Origin of the sequence: Actinoalloteichus sp. GBA129-24, assembly GCF_001941645.1 — a bacterium.
GTDB classification, from domain to species: Bacteria; Actinomycetota; Actinomycetes; order Mycobacteriales; family Pseudonocardiaceae; genus Actinoalloteichus_A; species Actinoalloteichus_A fjordicus.
Map to the genome: position 1 here is coordinate 4,418,787 of NZ_CP016077.1, position 13,749 is coordinate 4,432,535.

Consider the following 13,749-nt stretch of genomic DNA (forward strand, 5'->3'; position numbering starts at 1 on the left):
CGCACCCCGCTCACGCCGTCCGAACCCGCCACATCACGGCGCGAGAACCACCACCCCAACCCTTGACCACCGCCGACCGACAGGTAGACCTCGCCAACGTGGAGTGCCTGTCGGCGCGGGCTCGGAATGCGGCATCATGGACTGAGATCAACACAGGGTGAGGAGTCGTGCATTGTCCGTCACGGAAGTGGTGGAACAGCTACGACAAACGCACGCCTTGCTGACGGTAGCGCGCGAGGCAACGATCGTGGCAAAAGCCGCGATCAGCGAAGGCCGCGACGACGTCCGACTAGCACACAACGCCATGATCCAAGCCCAACAGATCATCGACGACTACTGGCATACCATCTCAGGCCACCGCGCAGCCGGACCCGAGACCACACCAGGAACAACCATCGGACCGACAGGACGACCTATCGAGGCAGCCCTATCGTCCACAGTCGACACGAAAGGCAAGGAATCGGACGCCACCGACCACCGCGCGCACTACGCGGAGTGGATCGCCGACCGAGAACGCGCAGGCGTGGTCATCAGACCCAAAGACGTCACCCGCATGGCCAGGATGCCGAACGGGCGGATCGTCTGGGCAGGACGGAACAATCGACGAGGCGGGCAAGATCACATCCTCTCCCGGAACCGCATTGACGAGTTCCGCCGGATGGGCGTGCCAGAGGACCCCATTATGGACCTTGCGTTCGCCGCGCTCGAGCGGGGAGCCGTGGTCGGCTACAGTGGCCAAGATCGACCAGTTTACGAGGTGGTATTCGAGGGCGAGAGGCGGCGCGTGGCCATCACAGGCGCGCCAGATGGGGTAGTCGTCGGAGCCCATCCGATCTCATTGAAACGAAAACTACGTACCCGTCTTCATAGGAGTTGAGTTGTCCCGTTCAGTTGCGGTTTCATTGTTAGTGGGCCGACAGGAGGCGCCATTTTACTAAAACTGGGACGACCCCGAACAATACAGTCACTCTATCGAAGAAGCCGCCGAAGAACTCCAGCTCCCCGCTGACCTTGTCGCCGACATCACCGCCTGGGACAACGAATACCAGGCGACGTACGACCCGACCGGATCACGCGGGCAGGAATCTGGCTTCGCCTCACTCGAGGCAGAGACAGCGTGGTGCGAGCGAGGGAAGGTGCTTGCGGCACGCAGCAAACAAGAGTCACCCGTCTCCGCGCAGCCCGAGGCACGATCGACGACACCGGCTGCTGTCGTCGTCGCGGGCAGGCGAGATCCGACTGTCCGGCCTCGCGAGAAGATCCTCGGGGCGGGAATTCAGTGCTCCGTCGAACCGATCTACGACTCGGGTGTCATGAAGTCGGGCACCATCGCGCCCGCCTCGACCAGCGCGGCGACGACCTCGTCATGGCCGCCGAGCACGGCCCACTCCAGCGGGGTCATGCCCGCCGCATCGACGTCGGCCTCCGGGTGGGTGGCCTCGCTGAGGTTGGCGTCGGCGCCGTGTTCCAGCAGCAGCCGCACCACGTCGAGATGTCCCCAGGAGGCGGCGGCGCAGAGGGGGGTGCCCTCGTCGGGACCGCCGTGGCTCTCGACGTCGGGGACGGCGCCCGCCGCCAGCAGCAGACGCACCGCGTCCGTGTGACCGTTGACGGCGGCGGAGTACAGCGGGACGGTGCCCGAGGTGTCGGCCAGCACGGCCGCCGCACCGGGATCGCGCAGCAGGTCGGCCAGCTCGTCCGCCTTGCCGAGCGCCGCTGCGGAACCGATCCGTGCGCGCAGGGAGTCCGGGGCGGGCGAGTCCACTGTGTCCGTCACGCGGGGCAGTGTAGTCACGCCCGACGAGGCGGCGGCACCTCGGCGGCGGAGGGGGCCGTGGCGGCGACGCGGCGCACCGTTCGGCGTTGATGCGTCTGGCGCGGTGTCCTCCTCGATCTGTTCGGGGATGTCGATGGCCGAGGTTCGCGAGCTGTCGAGATTTCGGGCTCCGGCTTCCCGGTTCCGAGGCGCGGCTTCCTGGGCACGGGGCACCGAAGCGAGGCGGACGACGTCGGGTCGCGGGCTCATGCCGCCCGAGCCCGCAGAAGTGATGTGAGAAGCGGACGGTCGTACTCACCTCGTCCGGACCGACCTCGGCCGGTCCGGTGCGCAGGACTGGGCCCCGAGAATGCAGCGCCGCAGTCCTCGACTCCCCTTCGCAGACGAGGCAGCCGAGTTCGGTGGCGGAGCGGCACCGGGTCGCGGTGACGGGTTCGACGGCCTCGCACGGGTTGGAGTCGAGACGTTTGCAGGCACGGCGGGGGTCGGTTCGGCGGCACCGGGTCGAGCGGGCGGGCGGCCGCAGCGCCACGACATCACCCGGCCGCAACGTCCCAACCGGCACCGGGTTCGACGCCGTCGGCTGCCGACGTCACGCCGTCCGGCGATCCCGGCGCCGACCGATCACGACGTCACGGCCCGCACGCGGATCAGCAGGAGCTGCTCCGGATGCAGGGCGGGGGCCCGGAGCCCGACGTGGTCCAGTACGCGGCCGGTGAGGCGCACCCCACCCTCGATCCAGGGCGTGGTGCTGGACTGCCGGAGCGAGGGTCGGTCCCCCGGCGGCTGCACGCTGACGTCATAGTCGCGCTCCGGATCGAGTCCTGGCAGCCGGATCGAGCCGGGAATCGAGGTCAGCGGCGTGGCGAGCTGAACGAGGGCGAACAGCGCGTCGCCGCCGTCGCGGGCGACCACACCGTGCACGGCGAAGGAGGGATCGTGCTGCTCGGCGCGCACCAGCGTCCCGGTGTGCAACAGCTGCCGGACCCGCTTGTACAGCGCGACCCACTCCGCCAGCTCGGCCAGCTCCTGCGCGGACGCCGAGGTCAGGTTCCACTCGATCCCGAAGGACCCGAACAGCGCGGTGCCCGCCCGGAACGACAGCGAGTGCGTCCGTGCGGTGGTGTGTGAGCGGGGTGCGCCGACGTGGGAGCCGACCAGCTCCGGCGGAAGAAGCTGGCTGGTCCAGCGCTGGATCTGCTGTCGTTCCAAGGGGTCGATGACGTCGCTGCCCCACACCCGGTCGGTGCGTTCCAGGATGCCGAGGTCGATCCGAAGCCCGCCGGAGGAGCACGACTCGATCTCGACGTCGGGATGCCGCGAACGCAGCTCGTCCAACAGCCGGTAGACCGCCAACGTCTGCTGATGCACCCCCGCGCGGCCCGTCGGCGGCCGACCCGCGTCGACCAGGTCGCGGTTGTGGTCCCACTTCACGTAGCTGATGTCGTACTCGCTGAGCAGCGAGTCCAGGCGTTCCAGCAGATAGTCGAACACCTCGGGATTGCCGAGGTCGAGGACGAGCTGATTGCGGGACAGCAGCGGCGGGCGGTCGCCGATCCCGAGAATCCAGTCGGGATGCGCGCGGGCCAGATCCGAGTCGGGGTTGACCATCTCGGGTTCGAACCACAGCCCGAACTCCATACCCAGCGCCCGGACCTGCTCGATCAAGGGGTTGAGTCCGTCCGGCCAGACGTCGGGATCGACATACCAGTCACCGAGGCCCGCCCGGGAGTTGCGGCGATGCCGGAACCAGCCGTCGTCCAGCACATAACGCTCGACGCCCGCCTCGGCGCCACGCCGGGCCAGCTCGACCAGCCGATCCAGATCGTGATCGAAGTAGACGGCCTCCCAGGTGTTGAGCACCACCGGACGAGGGCTGTGCGGGTGATGGGGTCGAGACCGCAGGTGCTCGTGGAAGCGGGCGGCGACCCCGTCGAACCCGACGCCGTAGGCCGCGTACAACCACGGGCCGAGGTAGCTCTCCCCCGCCGCCAGCCGGACCTCGCCCGCCGCCAACAGCTCGCCGCCGCCCAACACGGCCGTGCCGTCGGCGAGGCGCTCGGCGTAGGTCAGGTGGTTGCCGCTCCAGGCGACGTGCACCGCCCACACCTCGCCGGACCGGAAGTCGAAGCCCTCGGTGCCCGCCGCGAGGATCAGCGGGGCATCCGCGCCGGTCCGCCCGCGCCGGTTCTCTCTGGTGTGCGAGCCGACCACGAAGGGGGCGCGCTGCGGGGCGCGTTCCCGACCCCAGCGGCCCGCCAGGTCGAACAGTTCCGTGGCCACCGGGGGGACGGGGAGCGCGAGCGCGAGACCGTCGACGGCGTAGGGAGTGCCGAGCGGCTGGGCGGGCAGAGACGGGCTCGCGATCGCCGTGACGCCTGCCCGCTGCCGGAGCAGGCCGGTGGGCAACAGCTCGATCTCGACGCGAATGGTCAGGCCGTTCTCGGCATCGAGCCCGTCGGCCACCACCCGACCGCCGTTCGCCGGTCGCGTCTCGACGTCGAGCGCGGTCCGCTCGAACAGCGGTGACCAGCCTCGGCCGTCGCGCTGCCCGGTCAGTCCCGGCCTGCCCCGCCAGCCGGCGGCGTGTTCGGGAAGCACGTCGACGCCGATCACCTGGATCTCGTCGAGATCGTTGAGCGCAGGCGCCGGAGTCGAGGCCCGACACAGCTCGGCGAGCATCTCGGCGGACACGGTGCCGAGATCCGCGCCCCAGTGCAGCACCGAGGGCAGTCGTCGATCGGCGATGTCGAGTACGAGGCTGACCCCGGCCGCCCGGAGATGAACCAACGGTGCGACGGGCGACGAGGCGCCGAGGACTGCCCCCGCGCTCTCGGTGGCTTCGGCTGCTTCGGTGAGTGCGGCAGGGCTCGCGGGCGCAACAGTCCCGGCGGACACGGCGGCATCGGCGGCATCGGAGGTAGGGCTGGATGCCACGGGTCCGGGTCCGGAGGCCGGGCTCTCGTCGAATTCCGAGGAGACGACGATCTCGGAGGTCTCCGGGGCGTCGGCGACGGCGGCTTCGGTGGTCCCGGCGGTCTCGGGTCCCGAGCCGTCCGCAGGAACCAGGGGAGCAGAATCGGCGGGCGGCAGCGGCATTGGAGACTCCAGCGGTCGCGTCGGCGGGGGCGTCGTGAGCCTGCGGAAGGGCTAATGTCAGGCACCGAGACGTCGAGGGCCGATGCGCGCCCGCATCGGCCGTCCACCGAGACGGGAGCCGCAGGACCACCAGCGTCGGACCACCGGGCACTCGGCCTCGGCACGGCCAGACGACTGCGGTACGACGATCGCCCTCGGCGGCGACGGCCCTCACCGTCGAGGGCACTCAAGTTCTATGGCACAACCATCGGCAGGTCAACAGTCCGGAGTCCGCAGCTCATCACAGCCGAATGAGCCGCCGACAGTTCAGTGCGAGAGAAGCGGACCCGCGACGGCGATCCGTCGACAGGCGCCGAGGCAGGCTGGTCGGTCTGCGTACCCGTGGAGGGGCGAACACGCAGGCTCACCCGAGCTGGCGACACCGAGCCCGCCGCCGGACCGGTGCTGTCGGACGAGAAGGCCGGGCCGAGCGGCGATCGAACCGCCACCGAACGCGGATCGGCTAGGTGAGCCGGTCTGCCGCACGATCTCGGCGGTCTGTTCCGGGGTCGGGCGGGCCCGGTACCGGGTTGCGGCGCCCGACGGCCTGGGGAGCCATCTTGATCCCTGCCGTCGGAGTTACGCGGGGCAGGCGCGGCGATCTGCGGCGTTGTCGTCAGTCACCATGACTCCGCTATGGCTCCCTCCTCCGCCTGGCAGCTCATCCACGCCGATCCCTGCTCACGACTCCAGAGGGACCGAAGACAGGCTCTACCGCAGGCCGAGGACGATCAACGATCCCAGCAGGCCGCTCGCGATCAGGAGGGCCACCACGAACGGCCTGCGCTCGGGCCACGACACGATGTCCGGATACGACCGCGCGAGCGTCTTCGCCGACGTGCCGCCGGGAAACGCCGCTACCGGGACGTCCAGCGCGGCGACCAGCTCTTCCAGGTCCGTCCGGTCGAAGATCGAGTCCAGGAGACGCATCACTCGTCTGCCGTCCGCGTCGAGGAGGAAGACGTTGTGCGGTGCCTTGGTCGGCATCCGCAGCCAGCCCTGCACGGCCAGCGCCACCATGGATCGCGGCACCCACCGGACACCGCCGATCCGGCCGCGAAGGCCGATGCGACGCGAGGTGAGGATGATCCGGGGCCGATACAGCGACAGGAGCGTCCAGGCCAGGGCACCGCCGCCGATCCCGGTGGACCAGAGGAATCCCGCCCAGCCGAAGTAGATCGACGGGGTCGGGATGACGAGCGCCGCCATGATCACGGTGAGGACCAGGATGCCACTGCGCCTGGCCGCCGACGGCCGGATGACCAGAAGCTCCTCATCGGACGGAGGCGACACCGCTCGATCGTAGGCGTTCGAGGTCTCAGCCGAGGGGGTTCGGTGCGACCGCCACGGGACCGACCGCCGGTGCTTCCGGCGGCACACCGGCCGAGTTCCGGTCGGGCGAGTCGTCCGCTGCATCGCGATGGCCCTGAGCGGTGTCCTTGCCTGCCACGCCGACGATGCGTCCCCACAGACACTCGGTGCCGTCGCCTGCGATCAAGTCAGGAGGCGAGCCGCTCCGCCTGGAGTAATCCCACGATGACCACCACGAGGATGATCACCCCGCCCAGGATGGCGAACGCCATCATGAACGGCCTGCGCTCCGCCCAGGGCACGATGCCCGGGTAGACCCGGGCGAGCTTGTTCGCCGTGGTCCCCGGCGGAAAGGTCTGGACGGGGACCCGCAACTCCCACACCAGCCGATCCAGGGCCGTCCGGTCGTAGACCGAGTCCATCAGGCGCAGCACCCGCCTGCCTTGCGCATCGAGCAGGAAGACGTTGTGCGGCGATTCCCGGCCCATGGACAACAGGCCCTGCACCGCAACGGCCACCATGGAGCGCGGCACCCAGCGGATGCCGCCGAACATCCCTCGGCTGCCCACCCGGCGAGGAGTCAGCAAGACCCTCGACCGATATAAGGACAGGAAGACGAGGCTCAGCACGATGCCCATGAATCCCGCAGTGACGAGGAACCCCACCACACCGCCTTGAATCGTGGCGGGCGTGATGAAGAGGAGCGAGACCACCGATCCGATGATCATCGACCACCGTCGTCGCTGTCGGGACGGCTGGAGAACGAGAAATGCCTCGTCAGATGGGGATGACACGGGCTCATGTTAGACAGCGGCGACGGCTGCGGACCGGCCGTTCACGCGGCCCGTCAACCGAATTGTCGCCTTCCCTGCCGTCACCTCGTTCCGGCTCGCCGCATCCACCGTGCATCGGCTCACGTCACCTTCGCCGCTTTCTCGGCTGTCGCACCCCTGTCACCTCTCTACCCGGGTCAGCGCACGACGGGTGATCACGGCTCGACTCACTCGTGGTCGGAGGCCCGCGCTGGGGCCCGGCCCGAGGTTCTCGCACGGGAGCGCGGCCATCGCACCCCTCCACAGGCCGATACGCGGCACGGCGCCGACGCCCGAGCGGCCGATGTCTGAGCGGCCGATGCCTGAGCGGACACGGAACGTGTCGATGTCCGAGGGCGAGGACGGCGTCCAGACCGGTGGGGAAGGCGAAGGCAGCGGCGACCGCGACGACGACGGTGACGACAAGGACGACGAGACTCGAGTGGGAGGTCATGCCGCCGATCATGACGAACGGACGTCGCCGCAGGTAGTGTCAACTGTCATGAGTTTCCTATGACACTTGTCAGCACTGTTCATGACATCTGTCATGAATCGCACTCGCCGGGCCGCACCCCCGTCGACCCGTCGCTACCGTGAGTGCATGACCAGAACCCAGCCCTACGCGCCGTCGTGGCTGCGCGGCGTCGAGCCCGACCGTCCCGTGTCCGATATGGAACTGCGGGGAACCGGGAGCCGAACCGCCGACCCGCGCGGGGCTCGCATTCGACTGTCACGCAAGGCTTCGGTGCACGCCGACAGCCTGCTCGCCGCGATGCGCAGGCGAGCAGGCCACGCCGCCGCCTTGATCCCGACGACGTCCTATCGGACCTGCCGGACTCGACCGAGTCGGAGCTGCGCTGCCGATGCGGTGCCGCCGGATCGGGCACGCTTATTCAACGGCGGCCGACGGTGAGCAGGACCTCCTCGCTGTTGCGGATGTCGCCTGCCTGCGATTCGCCGAGGTAGAAGCCCGCGCTCATGCTCCGGTCCTGGACGTCGGTCACCGTGCGCCAGATCGTCCGCCAGGACGGGTCCTCCCTGGGAGCGACCCCGTCGAGGTCGGCCCGCATCATTTCCGGAGAGGACACGCTCTGCCGGTCCTGTCGCGTCTTCCTGGTGAGCGTCCGCATCCGCTCGTAGGTCTCGTGGCTGTCGGCGTTGTCGGCGGGCAGGTTCTCCACGTCGGGGTGGCGGTGCAGCAGGTGATTGGTGACGCACAGCGGCCCGTCGTCGACCTCGATGATGTGTTCGTCCCCGCCTGGCGAGCGCTCCCAGACGAAGCCGCGTCCGGCGGCGTCGGCGATCAGGTAGTGACAGGGGGCGCTCTCGTCGTACTGCTTGGTGCTCAACAGCGCCTCCTTCGCCTCGTCGACGTCGGCGCAGGTGTCCAGGAGGAAGCGAGGCACCTGCGTCGGGTTGAGACCGACCGTGGGCAGAGCGCCGCCGTCTGCCCTGGCGGTCTCGACGTCGGCCATCAGCAGCACGACCGCGAGGCCGTGCTCGTTGACCCCGTCGGTGGCGCCGTCGAAGCCGAAGATGCTGATCGCGGTGGAGGCGGGCCCCTCGTCGGGCATCAGGTCGATGACGTACGGCGTCTCGCAGATTCTCGGGCCTGCGGGCACGTCGGCGGGCCTGCCGCCGTCGATCACGGCGATCATGTCCTGCCAGCCGCCGGTGAAGAAGTCGAAGTTCCGCACGATGCGGCCGTGTCCGTCCGAGGCCGTCTGCGGCGGGTACCAGACTGCGGAGCAGCCGAAGTCGACCGCGCCGGAGGCGATCGCGGAGAAGTCGATGTCGTCTCGTTCCGGATCGAGGCCGAGGGCCTCGGCGACGCCCAGCATGCGGGCGTGGTGCGCAGGCCATTCGCGGGCGAACCAGCGGCGGCGAGCCCGGTTCCGCAGGGGGTCGGCTGCCGGATACGGGGCCCAGCCGAAGCGGGTCCGTGCCTCCGTCGCGAGGGCGCGGCCGATGTCGGTCTGGCTGCCTCGTAGGGAGAGGCGTCGAGTGGTCAGGATGTCGTCGGGCCCGCCGCCCGCCACTACCTCGGCCTCGGTCCGACCGGTCGTCGTCTGGGTCATGGGGGTGCTCCTGTCGTCGGTTCTGTCAGCCGGTTTCACGAGATTCGGGAAGGAGGAACAGAGTGGCGGCCTCGGCTGCCACCGGTCATGTCGTCGGAGGGCGCGCCTCGGTCGTGGCGCCTCGGCCGTCCGGCCTCGCCTCGGCGCACGAGAACGGCAGACCTCAGCCGTCGGGTCTCCGAGACGGCACCGGGTCAGCCCCGCGACGGCCGGCCGCCGTCGGGTTCTCGGGCCGCATCCGAGCCGTCGGCCCACGGCCGTCAGCGGCCTCGGCGCTCAGATCCGGTCCGTCGGGCCGGGTGTTGTCGGGCTTGGGGTCGTCGGTCCGGTCGTCTGGACCGGCTGTCGGGCCGGGGGTCGTCGTGGACCGGGCCGTCGAATCCGGGCCGCCAGATCCGGGCCGGCTGACCGTCTCGCCCGTGATGGCGGACCCGGACGGCGACGACGCGGGATGTGGGAGTGCGACGCGGGGGGTGCCGGTGCGGTGCGGGGACAGCGGACCCCGCAGAAGAACGGCGGGCCGAAGCCGATCGAGTCACCGGGCGGCGGGCCGCCACATGCCGGTGATCTCGGGACCATCAGGCAGTCGCATCGCCTCCCCCGTGGCCTGAAAGCCGTGCCGCTCGTACAGGGCGCGCGCGCCTGCCGACGCCGTCTCCAGATAGACGCCCAGACCCGCAGCGTCGGCCTCGGCCAGTCCTCGACGCAGCAGCGCCGAGCCGAGCCCGCGCCCCTGGGCGGCGGGCAGCACACCCATGAACGACAGGTGCAGATGGCGCAGGCCACGCGGATGCCGCTCGGCGAGCACGCCGAGGAGCGTGATCAGTCGCTCGCCGTGCGCGGCGAGCGGCGGCGGCAGTTCGTCGGCGCCGAAGTCTGGTGCCGACACGCCGTCCTCGGCGACCGGCAGCCACAACGCGGCGGCGGTGTCCTCGGCCGTGAAGAGGCCGCCCTCGGCCGCGGCCTGGTGTGCCAACGGGAGGTAGTAGTGCGCCTGGCACTCTCGACGGTCGGCATCGACGGGGAAGAGCCACCGAGTGGTCTCCTCCGTCATGAACGCCTCGGTCAGGATGCCGACCGCCTGATCCACGTCCTTCGGACCTGATCTGCGTACTCCCGAAACCAGTGCGTCCCGGTGATCGTTCATGTGGCTGCCCCCAGTTTTGCACTGTCTTCTCGGCTCGGCCTCACACCCGAACCGAGCTGGTGCGTACATGATAATCACACTCCGATGGAAGACATAAAACCACGTATAAAAGCGGGCAGTCCACCTGACTTGCACTAGTGCACCACCTGTAGTGCACTAGGCATTAGACGGCCAGGGGCGACACGAGGGCACCGAGTCGTCCGCACGCCGGAACATCGATCGAATCAAGCAACCGCACTAGTACGATCACCGACACTTACCGGAAGGAGAGCCGAGGATGACTGCCAGAGCGAGCGACGGAGACGGCCCGCCCTACGCGCGGATCGTCGGCGCGATCCGCGCGCGCATCGAGTCCGGCGAGCTGCGGCCGGGCGACCGAGTCCCCTCGACGCGACAGATCATCCGAGAATGGGGCGTGGCGATGGCCACGGCGACCAAGGCCCTGGCCGCCCTGCGCCACGAGGGGCTGGTGCAGGCCGTGCCGGGCGCGGGCACCGTGGTCCTCGGCAGGCCGCCGCGCACCCCCGCCGCCGACTCCGCACCGCGTGACCCGGACGCCGTCTTGAGCCGGGAGACGATCATCGCGACCGCGATGGGCGTCGCCGACGCCGAAGGCCTGACTGCGCTGTCGATGCGACGGGTGGCCACCGAACTCGGCGTCAGCACGATGGCGCTGTACCGACACGTCGAGGGCAAGGACGATCTGATCCGTCTGATCACCGACCGCGCGTTCACCGAGGTGCCGCTGCCCGAGCCGCCCTCGGGCTGGCGGCGGGGGCTGGAGATCTCCGCGCGGCGCGACTGGCGGATGTACCAACGGCACCCGTGGGCGGCGGGAAGCGTCTCGGTGCCGAGGCCGTTGCTGACGCCGGGCGGCCTGGCTCACACCGAATGGCTGATGCAGGTCCTGGATGCCGGTCGACCGGACCGGCGCCGGGTGGCCATGCAGGCGATCGTCGTGTTGACGGCCTTCGTCGTCGGCATGGCGAACTGGCTCGGCTCCGAGCTCGACGAGGAGCAGGAGACCGGTGTCAGCAACTGCCAGTGGTGGGACGACCGTGATTCCGAGCTGTCCGAACTGGAGGCGACCGGTCGCTTTCCGCTGCTGTTCGGGACGGTGGAACCACCCGACCTCGAGGCCGCCTTCGAGTTCGGGCTCGCCCGCCTTCTCGACGGATTGGCGAGCACCTTGGACCCGTGAACGGCCGGGCGAAACCTGGGGCATCCCGTCGGATCTGAGCGGGCGGCCCGAGATCACCGGACGCCTGCGCGGGTGTCCGGTACGGGCCGATGGCCGACGACCGACCCGCAACTTGCTCGCGGACACTCGTCTCCAGCTCGCCTGGGTGCCGGCCGGACTCCGAAGCGGGCACGCGAGTCTCCCGCCCCAGGGGTCGACCTGCTTGCCTGCCCCGCCCGGTAGGACCGGCGGGCAGGCGGGTAAGCGGGTAGGCGGGTAGGCGGGTAGGCGGGTAGGCGGGTAGGCCACGATCACCGTCCTCCCGCACTTAGTCGGGCGGCGCACTCCCCTGCGACGGTCGTGGGCACGGAGCGTCTCCATCGACATCACCGACCAGGCGGCGCGACAGCGTCGGCCGGGCGGCGCGACGCACCGCCGCCCCGCCCCTCCCGGCACACCACCGCAGGCAGCCCGAACAGCGGGAAGACGTCCGGGGCGAAGGCGTCCACCTCGGCGATCTCACCGCCCTCGATGCGCAGCACGTCCAGCCCGAAGGCGTGATAGCACGTCGTGCCGGGCGGCCGGATGTACACCGCCGCCGCAGGCAGGCCGTTCGCCGTGGTCTCCACCAGCCGGAACTCGACGGCATCCGCTCCGTCCATGGCGGGCGCCCAGGACGAGATGATCACGTCCCGACCCTGGTAGCCGACCGCATCGGTGCCGGAGTGACCGCCCGCTCCGGGCTGCTGTCCGCACCGGGCGTCCTCGCGGAGCAGGGACGCGAGCGCCGTCATGTCACCGCGTTCGGTGGCCGCCATGTACCGCCGAAGCACGACGCGCTCCTCCCGGGTGGCATCGGCAGTGGCGGCCCAGGCCAGCCTGCGGGGTGGCAGCTGCCTCCGGAGGGTCGCCCGTGCGCGCTGCACCGCGCTGTTGACCGAGGCGACGCTGTCCGACAGCAGGATCGCCGTTTCGGCGGCGGGCGTGCCGAGGACGTCGCGCAGGATCAGCACCGCCCGCTGCCTCAGCGGCAGATGCTGGATGGCGGCGAGGAAGGCCAGCTCGATGGTCTCTCGCGACTCCGCCACCGCATCCGGTCCTGCCTCGGCCGAGTCGGCCTGCACGCCCGGGCGATCCGGCCAGGGCTGCAACCAGGGGATCGCCACCGCCCGGCTCGGCTCCGTGCCGCGTCCGACCACCATCCGACGGGACGGACGGCGTTCCAGGAAGTCCAGGCACGCATTCGTCGCGATCCGATACAGCCACGCCCGGAACGTCGCACGTCCCTGGAACGTCTCGCGCCGCTGCCAGGCCCGCAGGAAGGTCTCCTGAGTGAGGTCCTCGGCGTCCTCGACCGAGGCGAGCATCCGGTAGCAGTGCACCCGCAGCTCACGCTCGTGTCGTCGCACCAGCCGGGCGAAGGCGGCCTCGTCGCCCTCCCGCGCGGCGGCGGCAGTCGATCCGTCGTCGGTCCAGGTCGACTGCGCCGACGGGGCTGCTGGTTCGCCGTCGGTCACGGAATCGTCTGTGTCCACCACGAAAACATCGTCCGTCTCGGCATCCGTTCGTCCCATGGCGTACTCCTCTGTCTGCTCCGGCGCCCAGCCGCCCGGCTGGCCGCGTCCGCCCGGTCTGCGTCCGCCCGGTCTCCGCCTGCGCGTCCACACGTCTCGGGTTCACGGTCGTATGACGGGTCGAACGCGGGGAACTCATCGGTGCCCCGCACGGTGCGCACGGGACCGCCGCCGGAGCGGGACGAAGCGGCCGGGAAGCAGATTTTGCCGCGATGTCGAGAATCCGTCGCCCGCTCCGACTGATCTAGGAGAGGTGTCCACGAGGGACGTCCTGGTATGAGGAGAGCACCGTGAAGTACATGCTTCTGATCTACGGCAGCGACGAGCAGTGGGCGCGGTACTCCCCGGCGGAATTCGCGGCGCTGATCGAGCAGGACGCCGACTTTCAGCAGGAGATCCGTGAGTCCGGTGAACTGGTGAGCGTCGAGGGCATGGCCGAGACGACCAATGCCAAGGTCGTCCGGGTCCGCGACGGCGTCCCGGTCGTCACCGACGGGCCCTATCTGGAGTCGAAGGAACATCTGGCCAGCTATTTCGTCGTCGATGTCGAGAACGGCGAGCGGGCCGTCGAACTCGCCGCGCGATACCCGGCCGCCGGGGTGAACGGCGTCGAGGTGTGGCCGCTGCTCGAACAGGGCGGCACCGAGGCGTGATGCGCTTGCGTCGGGACCGGCTGCGCCGCCGGTCCCGGCGCACCGCGACCCGTCTGTGCTGCGTGGGCAGGCCGTCTCC

General features: G+C 70.0%; 12 protein-coding genes. 5 read left to right on the plus strand and 7 right to left on the minus strand.

The features are described 5' to 3' along the window. Nucleotides 1–172 precede the first annotated feature (172 nt). Complete coding sequence (locus UA75_RS33150; protein WP_157434292.1) at nucleotides 173–877, plus strand: hypothetical protein; 705 nt, start codon at nucleotides 173–175, stop codon at nucleotides 875–877. Nucleotides 878–1,297: 420 nt separating this feature from the next. On the opposite strand, the gene UA75_RS32015 is transcribed toward UA75_RS33150, so the two are convergent. The 4 genes from UA75_RS32015 to UA75_RS19055 form a co-directional block, all read right to left on the minus strand. Further along, the gene (locus UA75_RS32015; protein ID WP_232237323.1) at nucleotides 1,298–1,777 is read right to left on the minus strand and encodes an ankyrin repeat domain-containing protein; all 480 of its coding nucleotides are present in this window, start codon (nucleotides 1,775–1,777) and stop codon (nucleotides 1,298–1,300) included. A 624-nt stretch (nucleotides 1,778–2,401) separates the two neighbouring features. After that, nucleotides 2,402–4,876, minus strand: coding sequence for an alpha-galactosidase (locus UA75_RS19035; protein WP_083690783.1), 2,475 nt, complete (start codon nucleotides 4,874–4,876; stop codon nucleotides 2,402–2,404). A gap of 750 nt (nucleotides 4,877–5,626) precedes the next feature. Then, a complete protein-coding gene (locus tag UA75_RS19045) occupies nucleotides 5,627–6,208 on the minus strand; it encodes a hypothetical protein (protein ID WP_075741407.1) in 582 nt (193 codons plus the stop codon). A 206-nt stretch (nucleotides 6,209–6,414) separates the two neighbouring features. Continuing rightward, nucleotides 6,415–7,020 (minus strand): hypothetical protein, encoded by a 606-nt coding sequence (locus UA75_RS19055; RefSeq protein WP_157434293.1) that lies wholly within the window; start codon nucleotides 7,018–7,020, stop codon nucleotides 6,415–6,417. A gap of 364 nt (nucleotides 7,021–7,384) precedes the next feature. Between UA75_RS19055 and UA75_RS19060 the strand changes: the two genes are divergently transcribed. Both UA75_RS19060 and UA75_RS19065 read left to right on the plus strand, forming a co-directional pair. Further along, nucleotides 7,385–7,555: a hypothetical protein gene (locus tag UA75_RS19060; protein ID WP_157434294.1), complete on the plus strand. Its 171-nt coding sequence runs from the start codon at nucleotides 7,385–7,387 to the stop codon at nucleotides 7,553–7,555. Nucleotides 7,556–7,639: 84 nt separating this feature from the next. Then, nucleotides 7,640–7,951, plus strand: a complete 312-nt coding sequence (locus UA75_RS19065; protein ID WP_075741411.1) for a hypothetical protein — start codon at nucleotides 7,640–7,642, stop codon at nucleotides 7,949–7,951. Here UA75_RS19065 and UA75_RS19070 read toward each other — a convergent pair. Both UA75_RS19070 and UA75_RS19075 read right to left on the minus strand, forming a co-directional pair. Then, a complete protein-coding gene (locus tag UA75_RS19070) occupies nucleotides 7,932–9,116 on the minus strand; it encodes a C45 family peptidase (protein WP_075741412.1) in 1,185 nt (394 codons plus the stop codon). The two genes, UA75_RS19065 and UA75_RS19070, sit on opposite strands and share 20 nt — an antisense overlap. A 535-nt stretch (nucleotides 9,117–9,651) precedes the next feature. Next, nucleotides 9,652–10,206 carry a GNAT family N-acetyltransferase gene (locus UA75_RS19075; protein WP_198042774.1) on the minus strand — a complete coding sequence of 185 codons (555 nt, stop codon included), beginning with the start codon at nucleotides 10,204–10,206 and terminating at the stop codon, nucleotides 9,652–9,654. A 334-nt stretch (nucleotides 10,207–10,540) separates the two neighbouring features. Between UA75_RS19075 and UA75_RS19080 the strand changes: the two genes are divergently transcribed. Beyond that, nucleotides 10,541–11,464 (plus strand): GntR family transcriptional regulator, encoded by a 924-nt coding sequence (locus UA75_RS19080; protein ID WP_075741413.1) that lies wholly within the window; start codon nucleotides 10,541–10,543, stop codon nucleotides 11,462–11,464. Between the two features lie 365 nt (nucleotides 11,465–11,829). Here UA75_RS19080 and UA75_RS19085 read toward each other — a convergent pair whose 3' ends face one another. Beyond that, nucleotides 11,830–13,017 (minus strand): RNA polymerase subunit sigma-70, encoded by a 1,188-nt coding sequence (locus UA75_RS19085; RefSeq protein ID WP_083690784.1) that lies wholly within the window; start codon nucleotides 13,015–13,017, stop codon nucleotides 11,830–11,832. 299 nt (nucleotides 13,018–13,316) lie between these two features. On the opposite strand from UA75_RS19085, the gene UA75_RS19090 reads away from it, so the two are divergent. Continuing rightward, the gene (locus UA75_RS19090; RefSeq protein WP_232237855.1) at nucleotides 13,317–13,670 is read left to right on the plus strand and encodes a YciI family protein; all 354 of its coding nucleotides are present in this window, start codon (nucleotides 13,317–13,319) and stop codon (nucleotides 13,668–13,670) included. Nucleotides 13,671–13,749 lie beyond the last annotated feature (79 nt).

Coding starts and splice junctions, on each gene's coding strand:
- UA75_RS19035 (WP_083690783.1), bottom strand. CDS start 4,876: ATGCCGCTGCCGCCCGCCGATTCTGCTCCCCTGGTTCCTGCGGACGGC.
- UA75_RS19060 (WP_157434294.1), top strand. CDS start 7,385: ATGTCCGAGGGCGAGGACGGCGTCCAGACCGGTGGGGAAGGCGAAGGC.
- UA75_RS19065 (WP_075741411.1), top strand. CDS start 7,640: ATGACCAGAACCCAGCCCTACGCGCCGTCGTGGCTGCGCGGCGTCGAG.
- UA75_RS19070 (WP_075741412.1), bottom strand. CDS start 9,116: ATGACCCAGACGACGACCGGTCGGACCGAGGCCGAGGTAGTGGCGGGC.
- UA75_RS19080 (WP_075741413.1), top strand. CDS start 10,541: ATGACTGCCAGAGCGAGCGACGGAGACGGCCCGCCCTACGCGCGGATC.
- UA75_RS19085 (WP_083690784.1), bottom strand. CDS start 13,017: ATGGGACGAACGGATGCCGAGACGGACGATGTTTTCGTGGTGGACACA.
- UA75_RS19090 (WP_232237855.1), top strand. CDS start 13,317: ATGCTTCTGATCTACGGCAGCGACGAGCAGTGGGCGCGGTACTCCCCG.